This window comes from Nonomuraea sp. NPDC049152 (genome assembly GCF_040648355.1).
Lineage (GTDB): Bacteria > Actinomycetota > Actinomycetes > Streptosporangiales > Streptosporangiaceae > Nonomuraea.
In genome coordinates, this window is sequence record NZ_JBEZDO010000005.1 from 236,411 (window position 1) to 261,734 (window position 25,324).

27 protein-coding genes and 1 tRNA gene are annotated in these 25,324 nt (G+C 69.4%); 12 read left to right on the forward strand and 16 right to left on the reverse strand.

Annotation, left to right across the window (positions count from 1 at the left end; genetic code table 11):
- The first annotated feature begins 28 nt into the window (after positions 1-28).
- Positions 29-541: a HEAT repeat domain-containing protein gene (locus AB0B45_RS12345; RefSeq protein ID WP_358128950.1), complete on the forward strand. Its 513-nt coding sequence runs from the start codon at positions 29-31 to the stop codon at positions 539-541.
- Here the strand turns inward: AB0B45_RS12345 and AB0B45_RS12350 are convergent.
- Positions 503-1,150 carry a CoA pyrophosphatase gene (locus AB0B45_RS12350; RefSeq protein WP_358128953.1) on the reverse strand — a complete coding sequence of 216 codons (648 nt, stop codon included), beginning with the start codon at positions 1,148-1,150 and terminating at the stop codon, positions 503-505. The genes AB0B45_RS12345 and AB0B45_RS12350 overlap by 39 nt on opposite strands.
- Before the next feature lie 187 nt (positions 1,151-1,337).
- Positions 1,338-2,057, reverse strand: a complete 720-nt coding sequence (nth, locus tag AB0B45_RS12355; protein WP_358128956.1) for an endonuclease III — start codon at positions 2,055-2,057, stop codon at positions 1,338-1,340.
- A gap of 192 nt (positions 2,058-2,249) precedes the next feature.
- On the opposite strand from nth, the gene AB0B45_RS12360 reads away from it, so the two are divergent.
- Positions 2,250-2,930 carry a Crp/Fnr family transcriptional regulator gene (locus tag AB0B45_RS12360; RefSeq protein ID WP_358128959.1) on the forward strand — a complete coding sequence of 227 codons (681 nt, stop codon included), beginning with the start codon at positions 2,250-2,252 and terminating at the stop codon, positions 2,928-2,930.
- On the opposite strand, the gene AB0B45_RS12365 is transcribed toward AB0B45_RS12360, so the two are convergent.
- From AB0B45_RS12365 to AB0B45_RS12380, 4 genes are read right to left on the reverse strand one after another with little or no spacing between them, the layout of a single operon-like run.
- Positions 2,912-3,700, reverse strand: a complete 789-nt coding sequence (locus AB0B45_RS12365) for an MBL fold metallo-hydrolase (RefSeq protein ID WP_358128962.1) — start codon at positions 3,698-3,700, stop codon at positions 2,912-2,914. The genes AB0B45_RS12360 and AB0B45_RS12365 overlap by 19 nt on opposite strands.
- Positions 3,697-4,500, reverse strand: a complete 804-nt coding sequence (locus AB0B45_RS12370; protein ID WP_358128965.1) for an NUDIX hydrolase — start codon at positions 4,498-4,500, stop codon at positions 3,697-3,699. The genes AB0B45_RS12365 and AB0B45_RS12370 overlap by 4 nt, the downstream gene beginning before the upstream one ends.
- A 43-nt stretch (positions 4,501-4,543) precedes the next feature.
- The gene (locus AB0B45_RS12375; protein ID WP_358128968.1) at positions 4,544-4,999 is read right to left on the reverse strand and encodes a RidA family protein; all 456 of its coding nucleotides are present in this window, start codon (positions 4,997-4,999) and stop codon (positions 4,544-4,546) included.
- Positions 4,996-5,151, reverse strand: coding sequence for a hypothetical protein (locus tag AB0B45_RS12380; RefSeq protein WP_183652343.1), 156 nt, complete (start codon positions 5,149-5,151; stop codon positions 4,996-4,998). Before AB0B45_RS12380 ends, AB0B45_RS12375 begins: the two co-directional genes overlap by 4 nt.
- A gap of 164 nt (positions 5,152-5,315) precedes the next feature.
- Between AB0B45_RS12380 and AB0B45_RS12385 the strand changes: the two genes are divergently transcribed.
- Together AB0B45_RS12385 and AB0B45_RS12390 are read left to right on the forward strand one after the other, a co-directional pair.
- Positions 5,316-6,320 carry an ArsA-related P-loop ATPase gene (locus AB0B45_RS12385; protein WP_358128971.1) on the forward strand — a complete coding sequence of 335 codons (1,005 nt, stop codon included), beginning with the start codon at positions 5,316-5,318 and terminating at the stop codon, positions 6,318-6,320.
- Positions 6,321-6,375: 55 nt separating this feature from the next.
- Positions 6,376-7,530, forward strand: a complete 1,155-nt coding sequence (locus AB0B45_RS12390; RefSeq protein ID WP_358128974.1) for an ArsA family ATPase — start codon at positions 6,376-6,378, stop codon at positions 7,528-7,530.
- 96 nt (positions 7,531-7,626) lie between these two features.
- Here AB0B45_RS12390 and AB0B45_RS12395 read toward each other — a convergent pair whose 3' ends face one another.
- Entirely contained in the window at positions 7,627-7,923 is a 297-nt protein-coding gene (locus AB0B45_RS12395) for a WhiB family transcriptional regulator (RefSeq protein ID WP_148036282.1), read from the reverse strand.
- Between the two features lie 244 nt (positions 7,924-8,167).
- Here AB0B45_RS12395 and AB0B45_RS12400 point away from each other — a divergent pair, with 244 nt between their 5' ends.
- Positions 8,168-10,444, forward strand: coding sequence for a transglycosylase domain-containing protein (locus AB0B45_RS12400; RefSeq protein ID WP_358128977.1), 2,277 nt, complete (start codon positions 8,168-8,170; stop codon positions 10,442-10,444).
- Positions 10,445-10,525: 81 nt separating this feature from the next.
- On the opposite strand, the gene AB0B45_RS12405 is transcribed toward AB0B45_RS12400, so the two are convergent.
- Complete coding sequence (locus AB0B45_RS12405) at positions 10,526-10,978, reverse strand: GatB/YqeY domain-containing protein (protein ID WP_358128980.1); 453 nt, start codon at positions 10,976-10,978, stop codon at positions 10,526-10,528.
- Positions 10,979-11,008: 30 nt separating this feature from the next.
- Between AB0B45_RS12405 and AB0B45_RS12410 the strand changes: the two genes are divergently transcribed.
- Positions 11,009-11,902, forward strand: coding sequence for a metallophosphoesterase (locus AB0B45_RS12410; RefSeq protein WP_358128983.1), 894 nt, complete (start codon positions 11,009-11,011; stop codon positions 11,900-11,902).
- A 63-nt stretch (positions 11,903-11,965) separates the two neighbouring features.
- Positions 11,966-12,039 (forward strand) — tRNA-Pro (locus tag AB0B45_RS12415).
- Between the two features lie 314 nt (positions 12,040-12,353).
- On the opposite strand, the gene AB0B45_RS12420 is transcribed toward AB0B45_RS12415, so the two are convergent.
- Positions 12,354-13,010: a hypothetical protein gene (locus tag AB0B45_RS12420; RefSeq protein ID WP_358128985.1), complete on the reverse strand. Its 657-nt coding sequence runs from the start codon at positions 13,008-13,010 to the stop codon at positions 12,354-12,356.
- A gap of 92 nt (positions 13,011-13,102) precedes the next feature.
- On the opposite strand from AB0B45_RS12420, the gene AB0B45_RS12425 reads away from it, so the two are divergent.
- A complete protein-coding gene (locus AB0B45_RS12425) occupies positions 13,103-14,047 on the forward strand; it encodes a D-2-hydroxyacid dehydrogenase family protein (RefSeq protein WP_358128988.1) in 945 nt (314 codons plus the stop codon).
- A 132-nt stretch (positions 14,048-14,179) separates the two neighbouring features.
- Here AB0B45_RS12425 and AB0B45_RS12430 read toward each other — a convergent pair whose 3' ends face one another.
- Entirely contained in the window at positions 14,180-14,557 is a 378-nt protein-coding gene (locus AB0B45_RS12430; protein ID WP_358128990.1) for a DUF2255 family protein, read from the reverse strand.
- Between the two features lie 237 nt (positions 14,558-14,794).
- Positions 14,795-15,310, reverse strand: coding sequence for an alcohol dehydrogenase catalytic domain-containing protein (locus AB0B45_RS12435; protein ID WP_358128993.1), 516 nt, complete (start codon positions 15,308-15,310; stop codon positions 14,795-14,797).
- Between the two features lie 361 nt (positions 15,311-15,671).
- Here AB0B45_RS12435 and AB0B45_RS12440 point away from each other — a divergent pair, with 361 nt between their 5' ends.
- Positions 15,672-16,514 carry a hypothetical protein gene (locus tag AB0B45_RS12440; protein ID WP_358128996.1) on the forward strand — a complete coding sequence of 281 codons (843 nt, stop codon included), beginning with the start codon at positions 15,672-15,674 and terminating at the stop codon, positions 16,512-16,514.
- A gap of 71 nt (positions 16,515-16,585) precedes the next feature.
- Here AB0B45_RS12440 and AB0B45_RS12445 read toward each other — a convergent pair whose 3' ends face one another.
- From AB0B45_RS12445 to AB0B45_RS12455, 3 genes are all read right to left on the reverse strand, one after another.
- Positions 16,586-19,354 carry a molybdopterin cofactor-binding domain-containing protein gene (locus AB0B45_RS12445; RefSeq protein WP_358128999.1) on the reverse strand — a complete coding sequence of 923 codons (2,769 nt, stop codon included), beginning with the start codon at positions 19,352-19,354 and terminating at the stop codon, positions 16,586-16,588.
- Positions 19,351-20,190 (reverse strand): FAD binding domain-containing protein, encoded by an 840-nt coding sequence (locus AB0B45_RS12450; protein WP_358129002.1) that lies wholly within the window; start codon positions 20,188-20,190, stop codon positions 19,351-19,353. Before AB0B45_RS12450 ends, AB0B45_RS12445 begins: the two co-directional genes overlap by 4 nt.
- A gap of 70 nt (positions 20,191-20,260) precedes the next feature.
- The gene (locus AB0B45_RS12455) at positions 20,261-21,229 is read right to left on the reverse strand and encodes an antibiotic biosynthesis monooxygenase (RefSeq protein ID WP_358129005.1); all 969 of its coding nucleotides are present in this window, start codon (positions 21,227-21,229) and stop codon (positions 20,261-20,263) included.
- Positions 21,230-21,550: 321 nt separating this feature from the next.
- On the opposite strand from AB0B45_RS12455, the gene AB0B45_RS12460 reads away from it, so the two are divergent.
- The 3 genes from AB0B45_RS12460 to AB0B45_RS12470 are packed head-to-tail and all read left to right on the forward strand — an operon-like array spanning position 21,551 to position 23,378.
- Positions 21,551-21,892 (forward strand): metalloregulator ArsR/SmtB family transcription factor, encoded by a 342-nt coding sequence (locus AB0B45_RS12460; protein WP_358129008.1) that lies wholly within the window; start codon positions 21,551-21,553, stop codon positions 21,890-21,892.
- 12 nt (positions 21,893-21,904) lie between these two features.
- Positions 21,905-22,984, forward strand: coding sequence for an ACR3 family arsenite efflux transporter (arsB, locus tag AB0B45_RS12465; RefSeq protein ID WP_358129011.1), 1,080 nt, complete (start codon positions 21,905-21,907; stop codon positions 22,982-22,984).
- Complete coding sequence (locus AB0B45_RS12470; protein WP_358129014.1) at positions 22,977-23,378, forward strand: arsenate reductase ArsC; 402 nt, start codon at positions 22,977-22,979, stop codon at positions 23,376-23,378. Before arsB ends, AB0B45_RS12470 begins: the two co-directional genes overlap by 8 nt.
- A 34-nt stretch (positions 23,379-23,412) precedes the next feature.
- Here AB0B45_RS12470 and AB0B45_RS12475 read toward each other — a convergent pair whose 3' ends face one another.
- Complete coding sequence (locus AB0B45_RS12475; protein ID WP_358129016.1) at positions 23,413-23,793, reverse strand: metalloregulator ArsR/SmtB family transcription factor; 381 nt, start codon at positions 23,791-23,793, stop codon at positions 23,413-23,415.
- Positions 23,794-23,869: 76 nt separating this feature from the next.
- Complete coding sequence (locus AB0B45_RS12480) at positions 23,870-25,264, reverse strand: FAD-dependent oxidoreductase (protein WP_358129018.1); 1,395 nt, start codon at positions 25,262-25,264, stop codon at positions 23,870-23,872.
- Positions 25,265-25,324 lie beyond the last annotated feature (60 nt).

The following is a 25,324-nucleotide window of genomic DNA, read 5'->3' on the forward strand; positions in this document are numbered from 1 at the left end:
CCCCTGCATGGGCAATAGCCTGCCCATGATGCGCGAGCTCATCGAGGCGGCACTCGACGACACCGATCCGGACGGACCGGTGCGCTGGCACGTGATCTCCACGCTGCAGGAGCGCGGGGATCTCGAGACGTTCACGGAGGCGCGCCGGCTGTGCGCTGGCCACGACGTCTCCGAACGCCTGCTCGGCGTCGACATCATGGGCCAGCTGGCCGCGTTCAAGGACAGGGCGCTGCCCGTGCTGCGCTTCCTCGCCGCCAGCGAGGACGACCCCATGGTGCTGTTCTCGGTGCTGATCGCCTTCGGTCATCTCGGGGATTCGCGCTCGCTCCCATCGGTGATCGAGCTGGCCGCCCACCTCGACGCCAGAGTCAGGTACGGCGCGGCCTACGCGCTGCCGAACGTCCTCGGCCGCCCACCGGATCCCGCGGGACTGGCGGCGCTGCGCAGGCTCACCCGCGACGGCGACGACGACGTGGCCGACTGGGCGACGCTCGGGCTCGCGCTAACCACGGGCAGCCAGGTCGAGGACGTCGGGGGGTAGGTCCTCCACAAGATCGGAGTTCCACGGCCGCTCCAGGCCGCCCTCGCGCAGCACCGCGTCGAGGACCATCGCGGTGAACCCCCACACCAGCATCCCCCGCACCCTGAACGCGGGGCCCGCATGCCCGCTCGGAGTGCGCAGCATGATCCTGTTGGCCGGGTCGAGCAGCTCGGCGAGCGGCACCCGCTCCACGGACTCCACCTCGTCGGGAGCCGCGGCGTACACCGCGCACGGGGTGTGCCACCAGCCGATCACCGGGGTGACCCTGTTGTCGCTGTGCCAGACGAACAGCTCGGGGAGCGTGCAGAGCACCTTCACGCCCTCGGGGTCGATGCCCGTCTCCTCCATGGCTTCCCTGAGTGCAGCTCCCACGGGCCCGTCATCGTCGGGGTCGACGCCGCCGCCGGGGAAGGCGGGCTGGCCCGCGTGCCTGCGGCCTCGGGAGCTGCGCTGGATGAGGAGGAGGTCGGGGCCGTCGGGGCCCTCGCCGAACAGCATCAGCACCGCGGCGGGGCGGCCGCCTCTGGCAGGCGGACGGAGGCCCTGGGGGACGGGGGTGTGGACGGCTCGGGCGGCCAGCCTGTCCAACCAGTCGGGGACGTCGGTCACGCATACCTCCAACGCATCGCGCCTCCGCGGGCTTCCCTGCCGCGTGGGGCCACCTTCCCAGCCGTCGGCACCATTCTCCGGCAGAACACCGACCTTTCCTGGCCGCCGACCTCCGGGCGCCGGACGGCCGGCGGAGGTTCCGAGGGGGTCAGGGAGGGCGGCGGAGGTTCTGAGGGGGCAGGGAGGGCTACGAGAAGGGGCCTGAGCGGACGAGCTTGGCGGCCTGGTCGGCGGCCGTGGGGCCGGTGCCGTACGACGGGCAGAGGGCCGCCAGCGGGCACACCCCGCAAGCGGGCTTGCGGGCGTGGCAAATGCGCCGGCCGTGCCAGATCACCCGGTGCGAGAACACCGTCCACTCGCGCTTGGGGATCAGCTCCCCCACCACGTGCTCGATCTTGACCGGGTCCGTCTCCTCGGTCCACCCGAAGCGCCGCACCAGCCGCTGGAAGTGTGTGTCCACGGTCAGCCCCGGCACCCCGAAGGCGTTCCCGAGCACCACGTTCGCGGTCTTGCGCCCCACCCCGGGCAGCTTGACCAGGTCGGAGAGCCGGCCGGGCACGACGCCGCCGTGTTCGGCGCACACCGCCTGGGCCATCCCGATGATGCTGTTCGTCTTCGCCCTGAAGAACCCGGTGGACTTGATGATCCCTTCCACCTCGGAGGGGTCCGCCGCCGCATAGTCCTCAACGGTGGGATATTTCGCGAACAGGGTGGGGGTGACCATGTTGACCCGCTTGTCGGTGCACTGGGCCGACAGGATCGTGGCCACGAGCAGCTCGAGCGGGTTGGTGAAGTCGAGCTCGCAATGAGCGTCAGGGTAGGTCTCGGCGAGGATCCTGTTCATCCGCCGCGCCCGCCGTACCCGACCCAGCTGGGTCTCCGACCCCCATTTACGGTTCGTCGCCATCCCGCAAGCGTATGGCCAGCCGGTTCATCCCGGGAAACGATCCGTTGAGTAACGCTTTGCAGTGTTCAGTCCGTAAACTCCCTCCTGGGAACTTCGTGGCGACCAGCAGGTGGCATCCCCTCAAGCCATTGCGCATGGGTCACTCCTGACCTCTGCAGTGGGGTACGTCACAATGGCTGCTGAGGAGGCAGAGTGAACACCGAAGACGTGCTGGGCAAGGCCCCCCTGTTCGCCGCGCTCGACCGCGAGAGCGCAGCTGCGCTGCGCACGAGCATCACCGAGGTTCAGCTGTCCAAGGGACAGACGCTGTTCAGCGAGAACGAGACGGGCGACAGGCTCTATGTCGTTCTCGAGGGCAAGATCAAGCTGTCACGCACAGCTCCCGACGGCCGTGAGAACCTGCTGAGCGTGCTCGGGCCGAGCGAGATGTTCGGCGAGTTGTCCCTGTTCGACCCCCGGCCACGTACGGCCACCGCCTCCGCGCTGACCGATGTGCGGCTGGCGGGGCTCGGCCACGACGACCTGCGCCCATGGCTCACCGGCCGCCCCGAGGTGGCGCTCCACCTGCTGCGGGCGCTGGCCCAGCGGCTTCGCAGGACCAACGACGTGCTGGCCGACCTGGTCTTCACCGACGTGCCCGGACGCGTGGCCAAGGCGCTGCTCGACCTGGCCGAGCGGTTCGGCACCAAGACCGACGACGGCCTGCGCGTCCACCACGACCTCACGCAGGAGGAACTGGCCCAGCTGGTCGGCGCCTCACGCGAGACGGTCAACAAGGCGCTCGCCGACTTCGCTCAGCGCGGCTGGCTGCGCATCGAGGCCAAGGCCGTGGTCATCCTCGACATGGAGCGCCTCTACAACCGGTCCAGGTAGTCCAGCTGGGCGCGCACCGACATCTCGGCCGCGTGCCACAACGCGGTGTCGACGTCCGCGTAGACGATCTCCACGATCTCACGCGGCGTCTTCGCCCCTGAGGCGCGCGCGGCCCTGATCTGGTCGAGGCGCTCCCGCCGGTGGGCGATGTAGCCGTCGAGCGCGAAGACGGGGTCGGCCAGCGCGGGCCCGTGGCCGGGCAGCAGCGTCTCCGCTTCCAGCTCCTCGGCCGTGGCGCGCAGCAGGTCGAGCGTGCGCAGGTAGTCGGCCAGGTTCCCGTCGTGCGCGATGACCGTGGTGCCCCTGCCGAGGATGGTGTCGCCGGTCAGCATGGCGCTGTCGGCGGGCAGCCAGAAGCACAGGGAGTCGAAGGAGTGCCCGGGCGTGCCGTACACCCTCAGTTCCAGGCCGCCGACCTCGATCACGTCACCGTGGGACAGCCCCTCGCCACCGAGCCTGTGCCGCGGGTCGAGCGCCCGCACGGGCGCGCCGACCAGCTCGGAGAAGCGCTTGGCGCCGCCGCTGTGGTCGTGGTGCCCGTGGGTGAGCAGGATCTCGGTGACCCTGCGCCTGCCCACGTGCTCGGCGACCCTGCGCAGGTGCGCCTCGTCGTCGGGGCCTGGATCGACGACGACCACGTCGGTCGTGCCGATGACCCACGTATTGGTCCCTTCGAGCGTCATCTCCGAGGGGTTGGGCGCGAGGACGTTCTCCGCGTGGTCGGTGCGCGTCCCGTCGGGCCCCGCCAGCGGGACGTAGAGGCCGCTCATGTCGTCAACCACACCTTGCCGTCGCGTTCGACGGCCCTGGGCATGATGGTGACGATCTCCCGCTCGGCCGTGAGGATCGCCTCGATGTCGCCGTGTCCCGCCAGCTCGGCGAGCGTCCGGTAGGTGGGTGGCATGAGAAAGATCTCCCCCTTGTGCGCCAGCTCGATCGCCTCGGCGGGCCGCTGCCAGACGACCTTGTCCGCCTCTCCTCCCACGTCGCGGGTGCGCTGCCCCTCGGGGAGCACGGCGACGAAGAAGCGGGTGTCGAACCTCTTGTGCTCGACCTCGGGCGTGATCCAGTGTGCCCACGGTTTGAGCAGGTCGGAACGGAGCACCAGGCCCCGCCGGTCGAGGAAGTCGGCGAAGGCCAGGCTCCTGTCGATCAGCGCGACCCTGTCGGCCTCCCAGTCGTCGCCCGTGGTGTCGGCGACGACCGTGTCGGGACCCGGGCCGGCGAGCAGCACGCCCGACTCCTCGAAGGTCTCCCGTACGGCCGCGCACACCAGCCCCCTGGCGGTGTTCTCCTCGGCGTGGAACACCTGGCCCCACTCCTTCGGCGAAGGGCCCGCCCACGCGACGGAGTGATCGGTGTCGCGCGGGTCGACCGAGCCGCCGGGGAAGACGTAGGCGCCCGCGGCGAAGGCCATGGTCGCCTTGCGTCTGAGGAGGTAGACCTGTGGCCCCTCGCGCAGGATCACCACCGTGGCGGCGTCCCGCGCGGGGACCGGCTGGACACGTCCTGCCAGGATGTCTCGTGCTCGCTCGCCGAACTCGCCGGGGAGCGGGATCCCGTTGTCCACATGACCTCCTCTAGAACATCACTCGGTCATGATGGACTTTCTACTAAACTTCCGCGATCAGTTCGACCTCGACCGGCGCGTCCAGCGGCAGTACGGCGACGCCGACCGCGCTGCGCGCGTGCACGCCGAGGTCGCCGAGCACGTCCCTCAGCAGCTCGCTGGCGCCGTTGCCGACCTGCGGCTGGGCGGTGAAGTCCGGCGCGCTGGCGACGAACACGACCACCTTCACGATCCGCTTCACCTTGGACAGGTCGCCGATCTGGGACTTGACCGCGGCCAGGGCGTTGAGCGCGCAGATCCTCGCCAGGTCGCGGCCCTCCTCGGCGCTCACCTCGGCGCCGACCTTGCCGGTCTGGGGCAGCTTGCCCTCGACCATCGGGAGCTGTCCCGAGGTGTAGACGTAGTCACCCGTGCGCACGGCCGGAACGTAGGCGGCGAGGGGGGCGACGACCTCGGGCAGGGTCAGGCCCAGCTCGGCCAGCTTCTCCTCGGGGGTCATGCCTTCTCCCTCTTGAAGTAGGCGACGAGGCCCTGGCCGTCGGGACCCTGCACGATCTGGACCAGCTCCCAGCCGTCCGCGCCGAAGTTGTCGAGAATCATCTTGGTGTTGTGGATCAGCACCGGAGCGGTGAGGTACTCCCATTTCTTCATGGGGGCAAGCGTAGTGACCCGCCCTCCCTTCGGCCCGCGCGCGGGCACCCCGAGTCACGGCCGGTGGCCGTGGGGCCGCCGTGGCCGCGGAGGCCGCGTGTGGCGGCCCAGTGTGAGGAATCTCAAAGGCGGACAGCAAGTAACCGTTCGGTAGCCTGGCAGGTGTGACTGCTAGGGACACCGATTGGGACGGCGTGCGACTTCACGTCGTGACCGGTAAGGGCGGCACCGGCAAGACGACAGTGGCCGCCTCGCTCGCCCTGGCTCTGGCCTCAGGCGGTCGCAAGGTGCTCCTCGTCGAGGTCGAGGGCCGACAGGGCATCGCGCAGATCTTCGACCTGCCGCCGCTGCCGTACGAGGAGCGCAAGATCGCCGTCGCCCCCGGCGGGGGCGACGTCTACGCGCTGGCCGTCGACCCCGAAGAGGCCATGCTCGAATACCTCGAGATGTTCTACGGCATGCGCCGCGCCGGCCGCGCGCTCACCAAGATGGGCATCGTCGACTTCGCCACCACCGTGGCTCCCGGCTTCCGCGACGTGCTGGTGACCGGCAAGACCACCGAGGCGGTACGGCGGCGCGGCAAGAACGGCAAGCGCGTCTACGACGCCGTGGTGCTCGACGCCCCGCCCACGGGTCGCGTCAGCCGCTTCCTCAACGTGACTCAGGAGGTCGCGGGCCTGGCGAGGGTCGGCCCGATCAAGAACCACTCGGAGCTCGTGAGCGGCGTGGTGAAATCTCCCGAGACGGCTGTCCACTTCGTGACGGTTCTGGAGGAGATGCCGGTTCAGGAAACGCTCGACGGCATTGCCGAATTGCGTTCGGCCGGTCTTCCGGCGGGTGGAATCTTCATCAACATGGTGCGTGAATCACTGCTTCCCAAGGCCGTTCTTGACTCGGCTGTCAAAGGACGATTCGACGCCGCGGAGATCGCCATGGGCCTCAAGGCGGCCGGCCTGGCCGACGGGGCGAGCGATGCGACGGCGGTGGCGGAGGCTCTGGCCGAGGAGGTCGTGGAGCACGCCCGCCGTACCGAACTGGAGAAGAGCGAGCGCGCCGCGCTGCTGGAGGCGGCCGTGCCCAGCTACGAGCTGCCGCTGCTGGCCGACGGCGTCGACCTCGCGGGGCTGTACGAGCTGGCCGAGACCATCTGCACCAAGGGAGCGGCGTGATCGAGCGGCGCGAGGTCACCCACAGACACAGCAGTTCGGTCACGAAGGAGGCCTCGTGAGCAAGACGCCGCCGGTTCTGGACGTCGACGCGATCCTCGACGATCGCGGCACGCGCATCGTGGTCTGCTGCGGCTCGGGCGGCGTGGGCAAGACCACGACCGCCGCCGCGCTGGGGCTACGGGCCGCCGAGCGGGGGCGCAGGGCGGTCGTCCTGACCGTCGACCCCGCCCGCAGGCTGGCCCAGTCGATGGGCCTGACCGAGCTGGACAACACCCCGCGCCTGGTCCACACCGCGGGCGAGGGCCAGCTGTTCGCCATGATGCTCGACATGAAGCGGACCTTCGACGAGATCATCGAGGCTCACGCCGACCCCGAGCGGGCCCGCCAGATCCTGACGAACCCCTTCTACCAGTCGCTCAGCTCCAGCTTCGCCGGCACCCAGGAGTACATGGCGATGGAGAAGCTGGGCCAGCTCCGCCGGTCGGACGAGTGGGATCTGATCATCGTCGACACGCCGCCCTCCCGGTCCGCGCTCGACTTCCTCGACGCGCCGGAACGGCTGGGCCGCTTCCTCGACGGGCGCTTCATCAGGCTGCTGATGGCCCCCGCCAAGGCCGGGGGCCGCAGCGCGTTCAAGCTGCTCAACGCCGGATTCGGACTCGTCGCCGGAGCGATGACGAAGCTCCTCGGCGCGCAGGTGATCAAGGATCTGCAGACGTTCGTCTCGGCGCTCGACGCGGTCTTCGGCGGGTTCAGGCAGCGCGCCGAGATGACCTACAAGCTGTTGCAGGCGCCGGGCACGGCCTTCGTGGTCGTCGCGGCGCCCGAGCGTGACGCGATGCGCGAGGCCTCCTACTTCGTGGAGAGGCTCGCCGAGGAGCGCATGCCGCTGGCCGGGCTGGTGATCAACCGCGTGCACCTGTCGCCCGCGGGCGGGCTCTCGGCGGCCCGCAGCGCGGCCGCGGCCGAGGACCTGGAGACCAGGGGCGAGCACGAGCTGACCGCCGCCGTGCTGCGCCTGCACGCCGGACGGATGCAGCTCGCCGCCCGTGAGCACCGCGAGCGCGAGCACTTCGTCTCCGCCCATCCCACGGTGCCCGTCGTCCAGGTGCCCGCGATGCCCCAGGACGTCCACGATCTGGAGGGTCTCCACGAGATCGGGCGGCTCCTCGCGGGGGGCGCAGACGTGGCCGCCCCGCGCAGCGCCTGATGGCTTCGCCCACCACAAGGGCCCACGAACCAGGGCCCACGACGAGGTTATGGCGGTACGGCCGGCGGGGCTCCCGCCGGCCGTACCGCCATGACATCAGCCGGCGATCAGCTCGTTCGTCCGCTCGTACTCTTCCTTCGCGGACTCGAGCAGCTCGCGCCACGAGTCCACGTCGGGCCGCCGCCGGAGCAGCGCTCGCCGTTCCCGTTCCGTCATACCGCCCCACACCCCGAACTCGATGCGGTTGTCCAGCGCATCAGCGAGGCATTCGGTACGGACCGGGCATCCTCGGCAGATGAGCTTCGCCCTGTTCTGAGCGGCGCCCTGGACGAACAGCGCGTCCGGGTCCGCACCCCGACAGGCGGCACGGGAGGTCCAATCCGTGATCCACATGTTTCGACCCCACTCCCCTTAGGTGGTCAGTCGTCATTTGGGGCCGACGGGCGCGGGCGCCGAGCCTCCGTATTCTGTTGCCGCAGAGGAGAACGTACGCAATCAGACCTTCGGGCCGACAGACCCCGGCAGGACCAATTTCTCGCCAGAGCCTTGACCGGGAATGACTAGTCACCTCGGCCAGTCAAGGCGAAATGAGCTCCGGTTACCGATTACGCCTCGCTTTCGACGTAGTCTTGGTTCCGTGCAAGCTCAGGGCAAAGATCAGTCGAACCCGATCGTGAACGTCGTGCGGCTACTCGCCGCCGGCACGGCCGCGGGAGTGCTGGCGGCCGCCGTGGCCCTGCCGGCCGTGGGCGGGGTGGGTCTGACCGCCAAGTCGACCACCGAGACCTTGGCGCTCAGGCCGGAGAAGCTGGACGAGCCGCCGCTCCCTGAGCGCACCGAGATCTACGATGCCAGCGGCAAGCAGGTCGCGCAGTTCTATTACCAGAATCGCGAGTCCGTGAAGATCGACCAGATCGCGCCCGTGATGCGCACCGCGATCATCTCGATCGAGGACTTCCGCTTCTACGAGCACGGCGCCATCGACCTCGAGGGCACGGCCCGTGCCATGGCCAAGAACGTCACCGGCGGCGGCGTGGTCCAGGGTGGCTCCTCGATCACCCAGCAGTACGTCAAGCTGGTGCAGTTCAACAAGGCCAAGACGAAGAAGGAAGCGATGGCGGCCATCGCGCCGACCGTCAACCGCAAGCTCAACGAGCTGCGCTACGCCATGGCCATCGAGGAGAAGTACACCAAGGACGAGATCCTCGAGAAGTACCTCAATATCTCCTACTTCGGCGCCGGCGCCTACGGCATCCAGGCCGCGGCCAAGCGTTTCTTCGGCAAGTCGGCGTCCGACCTGGACCTGTCGGAGGCGGCGACGCTGGCCGGAGCCGTGCAGAACCCGGTGCGCACCGACCCGATGCTGGGCAAGACCGCCAGGGACAACCTGCTCAACCGCCGCAACACCGTCCTCGACCGGATGGCCGAGCTCAAGAAGATCACCCTGGTGGACGCTGCAGCGGCCAAGAAGGAGAAGCTGGGCTTCAAGGGCACCAAGATCCCTGGCGGCTGCGAGGAGAGCAAGTACCCGTACTTCTGCCTCTACGTCAAGAACGAGATCCTCACCAACCCCGACTTCGGCGCCACCCCCGAGGACCGGGAGAAGCTGCTCCAGCAGGGCGGCCTGCGCATCAAGACCACGCTCGACCCGAAGATGCAGGCGGCCTCCGAAGAGGCGATCAAGAAGTACGTCTTCGCCAAGGACAAGCCGGCCGCCGCGCAGGCGATCGTCGTCCCCGGCACCGGCGAGATCAAGGCGCTGGCAGCCAGCCGCAAGTTCGGCGACAACAAGAAGAAGAACGAGACCCTGATCAACCTGGCCGCCGACAGCAAGCACGGCGGCGGCGTCGGCTTCCAGCAGGGTTCGACCGCCAAGGCCTTCACGCTGGCGGCCGCGCTCGAGAACGGCTGGAAGATCGACGACGGCAACTCGACCGGCAAGACCTACGACGTCCCGCCCGTCGAGAACACCCCGTTCCGCGACTGCAAGGGCCTGCGGGTCGGATCCTCGCACCAGGTCTTCAACTCCAGCGAGGGCGGCGGCGGCTTCAAGACCCTGAGGACAGGCACGCTGGGCTCGGTCAACACGTTCTTCATGAAGCTCGAGGAGCAGGTCGGCCTCTGCAAGGTCGTCAAGATGGCCGAGAAGCTCGGCATCAAGCGCGCCGACGGCGGCAAGCTCCAGCAGGTCCCGACCTTCACGCTGGGCGTCAACGAGATGGACCCCGTGACCGTCTCCAACGCCTTCGCGGTCTTCGCCAGCCGCGGCCAATACTGCAGGCCGATGGCCATCACCGAGGTCCGCGACAGGACCGGCAAGGTCACCGCCGCCAAGCCCAAGTGCAAGCAGGTCATCGACGAGGACGTGGCCGACGCGGTCAGCGAGGTCATGTCCGGCGTCTTCACCAAGGGCACCATGAGCGAGGTCGGCGGCATCGGCCGCGACGCGGCGGGCAAGACCGGCACCACCGACGGCTACACCGCCGCCTGGTTCGCCGGCTACACCCCCAACCTGGCCTCCGCCGTCAGCCTGGGCGACCCGCGCGGCGCCTTCAACCACGACCTGACCGGCGTCACGATCGGTGGTCGCTTCTACGCCTACGTGTACGGCGCCTCCATCTCCGGGCGGATCTGGAAAGATTCGATGATCAAGGCGCTCAAGGGCATCGAGGCGACCTCCTTCGCCCCCTACGACAGCTCCAAGTACGGCGGGTGCACCAAGAGCTGCGCGCCGAAGCCGCCGAAGAGGGACAAGGACGGGGACAGGGGCGACCGCGGTGACAACCCGTTCGGGAACCCTGACGACCAGCAGAGCCCGCTGGACATCTGGGACACCGGCGACGACAACGGCGGAAACGGGCCCACCACTGGCAACGGCAGAGACAAGCCCATCACTCCCGGGCGGCGGCGCTGACCTACCGCGCGCCGGAGGCCTCCACGGGCCTCCGGCGTCCTGTCTTCCGTACTACGGGCTTGGCCGGCCGCCCGCTGAGGCCTATGCGAGACGCGAGCGGACGATCTGGGCCACGCGCCCACCCTCGGCGCGCCCGGCGACCTTCGGGTTGACGACCTTCATCACCTGGCCCATCGCCTGCGGACCCGACACCCCGAGCTCGGCGACGGCCTCGTCCACGATGCGGCCGAGCTCCTCGTCCGACAGCTGCGCCGGCAGGTACTCGTCCAGCACCGCCTGCTCGTCGAGCTCCGCCTTCGCCTGCTCCTCACGGCCCGCGTTGCCGAACGCCTCCGCGGCCTCACGACGCTTCTTGGCCTCCTTGGTGAGGACCTTGATGATCTCGTCGTCGGACAGCTCCCTGGCCTGCTTGCCCGCGACCTCCTCCACGTTGATCGCGGCCAGGGCCATACGGATCGTCCGCAGGCGTACCTCGTCCCTGCTCTTCAGCGAAGCCGACAGGTCGGCCTTCAGCTTGTCCTTCAATGCGCTCATGCGCTCCATCCTTTCAGGCATGATGAAGAGATGAGGAAAGCTGTCGCAATCCCCCTGTCCCTGATGGGCGTCGGTCTGGCCGGGCTCGGCTACGCCTCCGTCATCGAGCGCAACAGCTTCCGCCTCAGGCGCTTCGACGTGCCCGTCCTGGAGCGCGGCCAGCGGCCCGTGCGCATCCTGCACCTGTCCGACCTCCATCTGACGCCCGGGCGCCGCATGCTCATCAACTGGGTGCGCTCCCTCGGCTCCCTCGAGCCCGACCTGGTCGTCAACACCGGCGACTCCATCGCCCACGTCGACGCCGTGCCGTCCCTGCTGCACGCGCTGGAGCCGCTGCTGTCGCGTCCCGGCCTGTTCGTGTACGGCTCGAACGACCTCTACGCGCCCAAGCCCAAGAACCCCGTCCGCTACCTCTGGCGGACCTCCAAGAACGACCGCCGCCAGCACGTCCCCTCCCTGCCGTGGCGCGAGCTCGGCGAGGGCATGGCCGCCGAGGGCTGGCTCGACATGAACAACACCACGGCCCGCATCAAGGTCGGCGACCTCGACATCGCCGTCGCGGGCATCCACGACTCCCACATCGACCGCGACCGCTACGACCTCGTCGCCGGCCCCGCGCCACGCGACGCCGACCTCCGCCTCGGCGTCATGCACTCCCCCGAGCCGCGCAACCTGAGCCGCTTCGCCTCCGACGGCTACCAGCTCCTGCTCGCCGGCCACACGCACGGCGGCCAGCTCTGCATCCCGTTCTACGGCGCGCTGGTCACCAACTGCGGCATCGACAGGGCCCGCGTGAAGGGTCTGCACAGGCACTCGTCCGCATGGCTCCACGTGTCGGCCGGGCTTGGGACGTCGCCTTACGCGCCTGCTCGGTTCGCGTGCTTCCCTGAGGCCTCGTTGCTGACGTTGGTCCCTCGGCGCTGACGGGTCACATGTACTGCTGAAGTCCGCTAGACTCATGCAGGCACGAACAAGACGGGCGTGCACCGGGGTGTAGCGCAGCTTGGCAGCGCGCTTCGTTCGGGACGAAGAGGCCGTGGGTTCAAATCCCGCCACCCCGACCCAGCACGAAGGCCAGTTTCCTTGATTGGAAGCTGGCCTTTCGCGTGTCTGAGCTCCAGATCCGATGCACTACCTCCGTGAAGACCGAATCATGGTCACAGCCCCGGCTTGGCGAACTTGCGGATCTAGTGCGGCCGGCGAGCCGGAAGATCTCCTCCGGCGGGATGCCGTCACGGGGACGGCGCCGGCGCGCTACCCGCAGGCGGCCCGCACCGGCCCCGCCGAGTATCCGCACGAACCGGTGACCTGTGCGGTGCGCGCGGGCGCTGTTCGCGGACCCGCGCGCTCGACCGGCTCCCCGCGGGCCGACCTGTCACGCGACCTTGGCGGGCGAGGCCTTCCAGGTGTTGCAGGCGCTCGGCCCGCCGGCCTTGTAGCCCCGGTCGAACCAGGCCAGCTCGTTGCCCTTCAGCAACGACTTCCAGCTCTTGGCCGGGCGGCCGAGCGCCCTGGCGGCGGCGCCGGCGAAGCACGACTGCTGGTAGGCGTAGCGGCGCTCCTGCTCGTCGAGCTCCTTCTGGTCGCCGTGGAAGTCGAGCGTCTTGGCCGCCTTGGCGATGCCGGTCTGCACCTGGACGACCTCGCCGTAGACGGAGGCCAGCTCGTGGAAGACGCGCAGGTCGTTCTTGGTCTTGATCCAGTCGTCCGCGAGCCCGACGTAGATCCCGTCGAAGGTGACGAAGGGCCAGGACTTGTACTTCTTCTTGCCGTCGCGCTGGTAGTGGATCTCGACCTTGATCCCGGGCCTGTTCCAGGCCTCGCTCAGGCAGACGACCAGCGACCGCACGTACTTCTCGGTGGCGGACCTGGTCGTGCCTTTCTTCAGGGCGCACGGCGTCTTGGTGAGCTTGCCCTCCTTGTAGAGGGGGTTGCCGGTCAGGGCGGGGGCGCCGTTGATGGGGTAGGCGGCGGCCGTACCGGAGAAAAGGAACAGGCCAGCCGCGGTGGCCGCCAATGCTCGAATCATCACGAAGCCGGATGTTAGGGGCGTGACATCGCCAATATCATCTTCGCCGGCTCTCACCTTGATAACGTCCCAGTTGCACTTGGTAGGGTCCGGCCATGCCGCGCTGTGTCATCCTCGACGACTACCAGAACGTCGCTCTCACCCTGGCCGACTGGACCGCCGTCGAGGCGAGGAGCATCCAGGAGCACATCGACTCGATCGACGACCTCGTCACGGCGATCGCCGACGACGAGATCGTGGTGATCATGAGGGAGCGCACGCCGTTCCCCGCCGAGGTGTTCGCCAGGCTGCCGAAGCTGCGGCTGCTGATCACCTCCGGCATGCGCAACGCCTCCGTCGACCTCGACGCCGCCAGAGCCCACGGCGTGACCGTCTGCGGGACCGGCAGCTTCTCCACGCCGCCCGCCGAGCTGACGTGGGCGCTCATCCTCGGCCTGGCCAGGCACCTGGTCCCCGAGTCCGCCGCCATGCGCGCAGACGGGCCCTGGCTGACCACCGTGGGCACCGACCTGCACGGCGCCACTCTCGGCCTGGTCGGCCTCGGCAAGATCGGCTCCCAGGTCGCGAAGGTCGCCCAGGCCTTCGGCATGGACGTCGTGGCCTGGAGCGAGAACCTCACCCGCGCGCGTGCCGACGAGGCCGGCGTACGGCTGGCGCCCTCGCTGGAGGCGCTGCTGTCCGAGTCCGCCTTCGTCTCCATCCATCTCGTCCTGAGCGAGCGCACCCGCGGCCTGATCGGCGCCAAGGACCTGGCGGCGATGCGCTCGAACGCCTACCTGGTGAACACCTCACGCGCGGCCATCGTCGACCAGCCGGCACTCATCCACGCGCTGGAGAGCCGCGCGATCGCCGGCGCCGGCCTCGACGTCTTCGACATCGAGCCGCTGCACGCCGGCCACGCCTTCAGAGTGCTTCCCAACGTGCTGGCCACCCCGCACCTCGGCTACGTCACCATGGCCAACTACCGCACGTACTTCCGCGAGGCCGCGGAGAACGTCACCGCCTTCCTCTTCGGCACCCCGCTCCGCGTCCTGACCTGAGCTGGACTCGTCGGCCATCAGCGAGGGGCCGGCCGCCGCTCGCGGTGACCGCCTGCCGGCGCCCGGCCGACCGGCTCCTCATCGGCGCAAGGGCCGTACACGTCCTGGGTCCCCTTCGATCAAGGACGCCGGTCACGAACGCGGCACGAGTTTGATCGTCGCCGCGCGCGCGCCTGGGTTGACGACGCCGCCGACGACGCCGTCGCTGTAGCGGCGGTACTTGGTGCGGTAGACGGCGTCGATCTGGTCGTCGAGGTCGCGGTCGGCGTCGGCGAAGGTGACGTCCTTGTCGACGCCGCCGGCCTGGATGTGGCCCTCGCGGCGTGTCAGGGTGCCGCGGAACCAGGCGCCGGAGCGCCCGTGCATGGACCGGACGTACAGGTCGTCGCCGTGGCGGACGACCCACATGATCACCGGTTTGCGTAGGGTGCCGTCGGATCGCAGGGACGCGAGCTCCAGCTCGTCCGCGTTTCCGATCTTGGTGAGCTCATCGCTGGTCCACGTGGCCATCGGCGCGTCTCCTTTCGGCATGCCAGTGATGTGGTCGGTCATGAGCGGCGTGCGGGCGTGCCCGGATGCCGGCCGGCTCGTGGCGGGATGTCATCGCGTGTGTCCGCGAGCCCAGCGCGGAGCTGACGGGTCACGGCTGGATGAGCACCTTCAGCGCCTCGCGGCCCGCCATCGCGCGATAGCCGTCCGGCACCTCCTCCATGCCGATGGTGCGGTCGAACACCCGGCCCGGCTCGATCATGCCGTTGAGCACCTCGGGCAGCAGTTCCTCGATGTAGGCCCGAGCCGGCGCCACGCCGCCGGTGAGCGTGATGTTGCGAAAGAACACGTCGGCGAGTCCTCGTCGACGGGCAGCTTCACCAGCGTCCCCTGCGCCTGCGGCACCCGTACGGCCTCGCCCTGGCCGCCGTCCACGCCGTCCGCGCCCCACAGCCCACCGTGGCGGCAGGACGTCTGCAGGCCCTCGCGGCAGAAGTCGCAGGTGTTGTCCGACCACACGAACGGCGCCAGCACGACATCGCCGACCTTCAGCCCGGACACCTCCGAACCGAGGTCCTCGACCACGCCGAGGAACTCGTGACCGATGCGGTCGCCCTCCTCGGTGGCAGGCCTCGACCCGTACGGCCACAGGTCGCTGCCGCAGATACACGAACGCAGCACGCGCACCACCGCGTCGGTCGGCTCCCGGAGCACTGGGTCGGGCACGTCCTCCACCCGGACATCACCGGCACCGTAGATCAAAGTTGCTCGCATGAGGATCTTCCGATCATTTCGTCTCGTCGACACAGGTACCCAGGGATGGCCGACATCGCGTCATCGGCATGCCTGTTCCATGTCCGCGGTTGGCAAAAACGGCTCCCGTCGAGGAGCGGTCCCGCGAGTGGCCTGACCCCGGGCACCATTCCTGGAACAGGGAGCGGCGCCGCACGTGCCTTACCAGCTCGAGGGCAACACCGCGTATCCTCCCTGAGGACGTGTCAGCCCCCCGGCGGCCTGCTCGCTCGCGTCGGCCGCCTCCCCGGCTCCTGGACGAGATCCAGGTCCGGACGCGCATGAGGGATACGGCCTCGTGCCCCGATGACAGACCCGTCCTCGTCTACGAACTGGACGCTCCATGACCCAGGCGCTCCCCTGCCACGCCACGCTCACCGACCTCTTCACCGACGACCCGATGTCCGCGCCGCTGACCTACCCCGGCCGTCTCCCCCAGACCTCGGGCCTCCTGCAGGACGAGAGTTTCCCTCCGCTGACCGAGGTGGCCGGCGCGCCCGCCGCGGACTGGCGGATCGAGGCCGGCGGGCATGCCGTACGGCTCGACGACCACCTGGCCGCGCTCGGGGCGGCGCCCATGTCCGCACGGCACGCCGTCGTGGCGGTGGGCTCCAACGCGGCCCCGAGCCAGCTCCACCGCAAGTTCGTCGCCGGCGGCCTGCGGCCGGTCGTCCCGCTGACGCGCTCCACCGTGCGGGGCATCGCGCCCGGAGTCTCAGCTCACGTCAACCGCAACGGCTACGTGCCCGCCGCACCGATCACCGCCCGCACCGCCTCCCGGCTGTTCGTGCTGTGGGTGGACCAGGCCCAGCTGGCGGTCCTGGACAGGACCGAGCCGAACTACCACCGGCGCGTGCTGCCCCCGCGCACCCATCCCGTCACGCTCGCCTCCGGCGTGGCAGCTCCCCTGAGCCACCTCTACGCGGGCAGGCACGGCTGCCTCGTCGACCAGGCGGGCCGGCCGATGCGGCTCGACGCCCAGGCTCCCCTGATCACCCGTCTGCTCGCCCGGTCGGCGGAGCTGCGCAGGCTGTGCGGGACGTCCCCTGAAGCCTTCGTGACACGGGTCCAGAAGCCCGTGGTCAGGGAGACCGCCTACCACCTGTTCCGCAGCCTCGGTCTGGCCCGCGAACAGCCGGAACTCCTGAACCTGCCTGCCGGCGGATCCGGACTCAACGCCTCCTGATCGGGCCTACCTCGGCCATGGCAGCACTCCGACTCCGGGCATCCCAGCAAGGCCCGCGATGACTGAGGGGCTCAACCCGGCGGCCCGGACACGGATCGTCGTGCCGATCGCGGCTCCCCCGCGGCGTGTGCGTCGCGCGCCGCGGTGCCGGCGATGGCGAGGCAGACGCGGTCGCGGGCCAGCGGCAGCGTGCTGAACCGGATTCCGATGGCATCCCGCAGCGCGTTGGCCAGGGCCGGAGCGACCGGGAGGAACGGGCTCTCGCTCATCGACTTGGCCCCGAGCGGGCCGATGGCATCGGACGTGTCGGCGAAGTACACCTCCGTCCTGGGCACGTCGGCGAAGGCCGGGACGTGGTAGCTCCGCAAGGTCGTGGTGGTGACGCGGCCGGACTCGTCCAGGATCACCGACTCGTACATCGCCGCGCCCAGGCCCTGCGCGACGCCGCCTTCGATCTGGCCCCTGCACTGCATCGGATTGATGACGCGGGCGGCGTCCGCCGCGTGGACGCTCTGCAGAACTCTGATCTCGCCGGTTCCCGCGTTCACCGCGATCCGGAAGCCCTGCACGTTGAACGCCACCGAGCGCGGTGTGCCGTCGCAGGTGCCGCTCGCGATCAAGTCCCGTCCCGCCGCGGACCACAGGTCGGCGAGTGGGACACGCACGCCGCCGCACCGCACGTGGTCGGCGCCGAGTTCGCAGGCCGAGGGGTTCACCTCGGCGTGTGCGGCGGCGGCCGCGACGATGCGCTCACGTAGCGCCTCCGCCGCGCGCAGGGTGGCCTGGCCCGCCACCATCGTCCCGGTCGAACCGAACGCCCCGGTGTCGTGGCCGACACAGTCGGTATCGGCCTGCACGACATGGATCCTGTCGACGACGGTGCCCAGCGCGGTGGCGGCGAGCTGCCCGTGCACGGTCGTCGTGCCGTTGCCGAACTCGGCCGTGCCGACGGCGAGTTCGTACGCGCCGTCGGCCAGCAGCCTGATGCTCGCATCCGCCCAGTGCCCGTACGGCGGGATCGTGTCCAGCATTCCCAGCGCCACACCCTGCCCGACCAGCCACTCGACGCCGGGCGCCGACACGCCGTTGCCGCGGCGTAGTGCGTCGCCGACGATGGCGAGGCACTGGTCCAAGCCGTAGCTGCCGATCTGGACGTCGGTCGGTTCGGTGCCGAACGACACCATCTGGTCGCCCGGTCCGATGATGTTGTGTTGCCGGAAGGCGATCGGGTCCATGCCGAGCTCGTGAGCGAGCTCGTCCATGGCCGACTCGACCGCGAAGATCGTCTGGCTGAGCCCGTACCCGCGGAAGGCTCCGGCCGGCGGCGTGTTGGTGTAGACGGCGTAGCCGTCGACCTTCTTGTTCGGGCAGCGGTAGACCGCGATCGACTCGTTGCTGCCGTGGAACAGCGTGTCGCCGGCGTGGTTGCCATACGCGCCGGTGTTCGACACGGTTCGCAGCCGTATGGCGGTGAGCGTGCCGTCGCGGCGTGCGCCGACCTTGATGTGCACGGTGACCGGATGGCGGGTGGTGCCGCCGACGAACTGTTCCTCCCTGGTGTACTCCAGTTGCACCGGCCGTCCTGTGCGCAGCGTCGCCAGCGCGACGACGTCCTCGGTGAGCATCTCCTGTTTGCCCCCGAACCCTCCGCCGACGCGACCGCAGAACACCCGGACCTTCTCGGCGGGCAGGTCGAAGACATCGCACAGTGCCCGCCGGGTGAGGAACGGCGTCTGTGTGCTCGATCGCACGTTGAGGCGGCCTGACTCGTCCAGCCAGGCGATCGACGCATGCGTCTCGAGAGGCACATGCTGGACGCGCTGGGAGAAGTAGCTCTGCTCGTGCACCACGTCGGCCTCGGCGAAACCCGCGTCGACGTCGCCGATGTCGCCGTGCACCTCGGCGACGACGTTGCGCTCGGCACGGGCCACGCGCTGCTCGGGCCCCTTGTCGTGCAGCACGGGAGCGCCGGGCGCCATCGCCTCCTCGGGGTCGAACACCGCAGGCAGGATCTCGTAGCGGACGATCAGCCGACGACACCCCTCCTCCGCGGCGGCCACGGTGTCGGCCACGACGGCCGCGACCCGCTGACCGGCGAAGCGGACGACATCGTCGAACACCAGCGTGTCCGCGGGATCGGTGTCGGAGTTGTCGTGACGTGCCGTCGAGAAGAGCCGCGGCGGTGAATCCTCGCAGGTGAACACGGCCTGCACGCCGGGAAGGGCGAGCGCTTCGCGCGCGTCGACGGCCACGACCCTGGCGTGCGCGTGCGGCGAGCGCAGCAACTTCAGATGCAGCAGCCCGTCGACGGCGACGTCCAGGGTGTAGCGGGCCGTCCCTGTCACGACCTCGGGGCCTGCGGGCGCGGGCAGGTTCCGCCCGCATGACTGCCCCGGCATGGCCTCCTCGACGTGCACGATCCCGCGAATCGCGTCCTCGATGGACCGGTAGCCGGTGCACCGGCACAGGTTTCCCTTCAGCGCCCGGGGAAGGTCCTGCAGTTGGTCCTCGTCGAGGCCGGTCACGGTCATGAGCATCCCGGCGGTGCAGAAACCGCACTGGAAGCCCTGCGCATTGAGGAAGTTCCGCTGCACGGGCTGTACTTCCCCGTCGCGGGCGAGTCCTTCGACCGTCGTCACGCTCCGGCCGGCCGCGCGGAACGCGGGGAACACGCAACTATGGACCGGGCGGCCGTCGACGTGCACGGTGCACGCCCCGCAGTCGCCCGCGTCGCAGCCCTTCTTCACGCCGAACCAGCCGAGATCCCGCAGGAACGTCCGCAGGCACTGTCCTGCGCGTGGCTCCTCGTGGAAGACCTCGCCGTTCACCTCGACCTTCATCCCTGCCACGCTCCGTTCCGTCTCGACAGCTCGCGACTGATCTCCTTGGCGAACGCGACGGTCATGTGCCGGCGCCACGCCGGCGCTCCGTGCACGTCGCGGTGGTAGAGCTCCGGTGGGATCCGCCGCTCCAGGGCAGCGAGCAACTCGGCCGGATCGGGTGGATCGGGGAACGACAGCTGGATCGGACGGACGGTCGAGGCGGTCACCGTCAGGACGAACGAACCGTCATCAGGGGAGCGCCTGCCGATGAGCAACGCCGCGGACCTGCCGTACGGGCTGAGCGAGATCTGGCGGAAGGCCGCACGGCAGCGCAGCGCCGAGGCGGGCACCGTGATCGAACGCAACAGCTCCCCGGGTTCCAGCACGTTGGCTTGGACCCCGGCGACGAAGTCCACGCACGGCACCTGCCGCTCGCCGCCTCCAGGCCGCCAGATCGTGCACACCCCGTCGAGAGCCGCGATGAGCGAGATCATGGGACCGGCGGGCAACGACAGGCAGAGGTTGCCGCCCACGGTCGCCGTGTTCCAGATCTTGAACGAGCCGAGCAGCGCGCGGCAGCACTGGCCCATCAGCGTCGCCGCTTCCCACTCCGGCGGCGTGACCGCCCCGAAGAGCTGCGCCAACGTGCAGGTGGCCGCGATCTCAAGCCCTCGCTCGTCGATGCGCAGCGGCTGCCAGCCGAAGCCCGTCAGATCGATGAGCCGGCGGAGTCCCGGCTGCGGCTCGGAGAACAGCCACGTGCCGCCCGCCAGCCACGCGTCGCCCGGCTGCCACTCCGGCAGCTCCGCGGAAGAGCGCGCCTCGACGACCGAGGTGATCGTGTTCAGGTCCATCCAGGCCTCCTCCTCGACGACGACGTCAACGGCGGCAGTGCATGCGAACCTCCGGCTCTGCTCTGTGCCTCTAACCGGTGATCAACCCGAAGACGGCGATGGAGAGCGCGTAGCAGAGCACGATCACCGCGGCGCCCGCCAGGTTCACGCGGGCGGAAACGGCCCGGCCGGGTATGAGCCATGACGCGAAGACCCTGTTCACCAGGGGCATCGCGAACCACGCCAGTACGGCGACGCTCAACACGTTGCTCATGAACATGGCGAGGTATCCAGGCAGGTGCGCCGCCTCGAACACATGGCCCACCGTCAGGGTAAGGATCATCACTGTGGGATAGAGAACCAGCAGCACGCACATGGCCTGCTTCCAGTTCGGCGGGAGGCCCTCTCCTGCTTCGCTGTCGAACCGGAACCAACCGCTGAACGCTGACGGCACCTTTCGTACGTCGTAGTCGACGAAGTAGTCGCGACCCTCCTCCAGCAGTTTCTTGCGGGTATCGGACTCGAGCCATTCGTCCAGATGCTCACGGGTGTCGTAGCGAAGCAGTACGACCCAGCGGTCCTGGATACCACTCACGGGCTCGAACTCCTCGAACCCCATGAATCCCTGGAACTTCTCCTGCGCCCTGCCGAACTTCTCCTGCCAGCGGACGAACTCGCTCTCGCGGCCCGGCCGCACGTCGTGTGAGATAACCGCCGTCACGGCGTCCTGGGGCGATGTCCCCCCGGCGAGCACCTCCTGCGACGCGGGCTCCTCCAACATCGGACGGACCTCGTCGAGCAGCTGCCGTCGCACCTCGGAATTCAGCCACGTCGTCAGGAGGTCGATGCTGGAGAAGCGGAAAACGACGACCCATGAATTCTGCCCGTCAGCGACCGGCGGATAAAGTTCCGCGCTCTCGAAACCTGGGAATCCACGCGCGATCTCGCTCGTCTTGTCCTGCCACCGCTCGTAATCATTGTCGCGGCCTTGGCGAACCCTTGAGGAGATAACCACGGTCGCGCCGCGACCGCCGAGACCGTGGCTTTCACCAGGCTTCATATAGCTCAGTGTAGTGCAGTGGCGTCTGTTGGAAGAAGCATGGCGACGCACAAGGAGAAGGGCCGACATAAGGCCGAAACTTCAACCGTATTTTAGCGGATCGAAGGATTCGGGATGGAATCCGAGGATTTCATGGCCGAAGCGATACGACTTGTGCCGCCCTTTCCATATCGGTGAGAGACCGTTCTCGACCTCCGTCCCGGCGGCGGCATCGACGTGCCGCCCTCCGGGTCCAGGCCACCGGGCGGCCGAAGCCGGAATAGACCTGTGTCAATATAGATGGTAGTCGAGTTCGATGGGCGTCTATACGGGAAGGTCGCGATGGAGCTGCTGGAGATCCTGGAGTGCAGTCCGCCGCTGGCGCGTAAGCCCTTGGACGCCGAGCAGGCCGCCGGGGTCGCCAGGGTGTTCAAGGCGCTCGGAGATCCCGTACGGCTGCGCATCCTGTCGATCGTGGCCAGCCGCCAGGGCGGCGAGGTCTGCGTCTGTGACATCACAGGCGCGTTCGAGCTGTCCCAGCCGACCATCAGCCATCATCTCAAGGTCCTCAAGGACGTCGGCCTGCTCACCTCCGAGCGCCGCGCCTCCTGGGTCTACTACCGCCTGGTCCCCGAGACCCTCGGCGAGCTGTCAGCCCTGTTGAACGTCCCCGCCGCCGTCTGAGGGGAAGAGCTCATGACCGCGAATCCCACCCAGCGCGCGGGAGTGATCGGCGGCCTTTCCACTCTGGACCGGTTCCTGCCGGTGTGGATCGGGCTCGCCATGGGCGCGGGGCTGCTGCTCGGCCGCCTGGTACCCGGACTGGACGCCGCCCTGGAGGCGGTGAAGATCGGTGAGATCTCGCTGCCGATCGCGCTCGGCCTACTGCTGATGATGTATCCGGTGCTGGCCAAGGTCCGCTACGACCGGCTGGACACCGTCACAGCCGACCGGCGCATGCTCCTCGCCTCCCTGGTCCTGAACTGGGTTCTCGGGCCTGCGCTGATGTTCGCCCTGGCGTGGCTGCTGCTGCCCGATCTGCCGGAGTACCGCACCGGACTGATCATCGTCGGCCTGGCTCGCTGCATCGCCATGGTGCTCATCTGGAACGACCTGGCGTGCGGTGACCGGGAGGCCGCCGCCGTCCTGGTCGCCATCAACTCGGTCTTCCAGGTGGTGGCCTTCGGCGTGCTCGGCTGGTTCTACCTGGAGTTGCTGCCCGGCCGGCTCGGCCTCTCCCAATCGGCGCTCGAGGTGTCGGCCTGGGACATCGCCCAGTACGTGCTGATCTTCCTCGGCATCCCGCTGGCGGCCGGATACCTCTCCCGCGAGCTGGGCGAGCGCGTCAGGGGCCGCGACTGGTACGAGGCCCGGTTCCTGCCGCGCGTCGGCCCCGTCGCCCTCTACGGCCTGCTGTTCACCATCGTGATCCTGTTCGCGCTGCAAGGCGACACGATCACCTCCCAGCCTGGCGACGTGGCGAGGATCGCGCTGCCGCTGCTGGCCTACTTCTTCCTCATGTGGGGCGGCTCGTTCCTGGCCGGGCGCGCGATCGGCCTGCCGTACGAGCGGACCACGACGCTCGCCTTCACCGCGGCGGGCAACAACTTCGAGCTGGCCATCGCCGTCGCGGTCGGCGTCTTCGGCGTCACGTCGGGCCAGGCGCTGGCCGGGGTGGTCGGCCCGCTCATCGAGGTGCCCGTCCTGGTGGCCCTGGTCTACGTCAGTCTGTGGGGCCGTCGCCTCTTCCGACCCGAGGAGACCGTTCGTGTCTGACAAGCCCAGCGTCCTGTTCGTCTGCGTCCACAACGCGGGCCGCTCGCAGATGGCCGCCGGATGGCTCACCCACCTGGCGGGCGACCGTATCGAGGTGCGCTCCGCGGGCTCGGCGCCCGCCGATCAGGTCAACCCGGTCGCCGTGGAGGCCATGCGCGAGGCGGGCGTCGACATCACCGGCGAGCAGCCCAAGATCCTCACCACGGACGCCGTCGAAGCCTCCGACGTGGTCATCACCATGGGCTGCGGGGACGCCTGCCCCATCTTCCCCGGCAAGCGGTACGAGGACTGGAACCTCGACGACCCCGCGGGACAGGGCATCGAGGCCGTCCGCCCGATCCGCGACGAGATCCGCACCAGGATCGAGAGGCTCGTCGACGAGCTGCTGCCCTGAGCCAGGCCCGACGCCCAGTGCTGTTCGACAGGGGTCACGCGGTGATGAGCTCCACGTCCACCGGCCCGCTCGAGCGGGCGGGCTCGGCCGGCGGCGTGAACAGCGCGCCGAGCCTGTTCACCACCTCGGGGATGATCCGGTAGTAGACCCAGGTGCCGCGCCGCTCGCCGTCGATCAGTCCGGCGGTGCGCAGCACCTTGAGGTGGTGGGAGATCGTCGGGGCGGTCAGGTCGAAGGCGTCGGTGAGGTCGCACACGCAGGCCTCGCCCCCGGCATGGGAGCCGATCATCGACAGCAGGCGCAGCCGTACCGGATCGGCGACCGCCTTGAGCAGCCCCGCCAGCTCGGCCGCTTCGTCCTCGCGCAAGGGCTCGCGGGCGATGGGGGCGCAGCACTGGGCGGTGGTGGCGGTCATCCGGCGGCTCCCTATTTCGACCTCGGTCTAAATTATAGGCGCCCAGACGGCGGTCACCACCCTCCAGCGGTGCGGCTCAGCCGCAGCAGCCGCCTTGAGTGGAAGCGGAGGCCGCGGCCAGAGGGAGCGGCGTGGCCGGCAGGCCGCCGCTGATGCCGGTGGCCAGGCCGAGGCGCTGCTCCTGGGCTTCGGCGAGGGTGGAGGAGCAGACGCCGGTCTCCGGCAGGTCGAGCTGGACCTGGCGGGCCGCCTCCCATTCGCCTGCGAGGGCTGCGACAACGGAGCGGACCTGCTCGTAGCCGGTGGCCAGCAGGAAGGTGGGGGCGCGGCCGTAGCTCTTGACGCCGACGGCGTAGTAGCCGGTCTCCGGGTGGGACAGCTCGTCGACGCCGTGGGCGGGCACCGTGCCGCAGGAGTGCAGGTTAGGGTCGATCAGCGGGGCGAGCCGCCTGGTCGAGCCGAGGATCGGATCGAGGTCCAGGCGTAGTTCGGAGGCGATGGAGTGGTCGGGGCGGTAGCCGGTGGCGCTGATGATCCGGTCGACGACGACCGTCCGCTCGGCCCCCGACGGATCGCGGCTGACGACCTCGACGCCCTCGTCCGCGGCGTGGACGCGGTGGGTGAAGAAGCCGGTCAGCAGGCGGATGCGACCTGAGTCGACGTGCGCGCGCAGGCGGGTGCCGAGCGCGCCGCGGGCGGGCAGCGCGTCGGCCTCGCCTCCACCGTAGGTACGGCCGGCGCTGCCGCCGCGGATCGCCCAGGTGATCGGGGTGTTCTCCAGCTGGGCCAGGGCCAGCAGGGTGGTGGCGGCCGAGTGGCCCGCGCCGACGACCAGGGTGCGCCTGCCCTCGTAGCGGTCACGGTCCGTGCCCAGCACGTCGGGCAGCGCGTGGTCGACGAAGACGCCCGTCTCGCCGTGAGCGGGCAGCCCGCTCGCGCCTAGGACGTTCGGGCTGGTGTAGGTCCCGGAGGCGTCGATGATCGCCCGCGCCTGGAGCTCCTCGCCGCCGTCGAGCCGGATGAGGAACGGCACGTCGTCGCGGCCGCTGGAGCGCACCCGGTCGTAGCCGAGGCGACTGATCGCGGTGACCTTGGCATTCAGACGGATCCGGTCGCCGAAGAGCTCGGCCAGCGGAGCGAGGTAGTCGGAGATCAGCTCGGCGCCGGTGGGCAGCCAGTCAGGGTCGGGCGCGGTCCAGCCGTCGGCCTCCAGCAGGCGGCGGGCGGCGGCGTCGATGTCGAACTTCCATGGGCTGAACACCCGCACGTGTCCCCACTGCGCGACGGAGGCTCCAGCCTGCGGCCCGGTCTCGAGGACCAGGAAGTCGAGGCCGCGTTCGGCCAGGTGGGCGGCGGCTGCCAGACCGACGGGGCCCGCGCCGATCACGACGATGGGCAGGGTGCCGGTCTGCTCCCGGCCGGTGAACCGCTCGATCTCGATCGCGGCGGTGCCGCAGCAAACATCGCTCATGGCCGTTCTCCCCACACTGAATAGACGTTCATCTAAACAATAAGCAGCATGCCGCAGAAC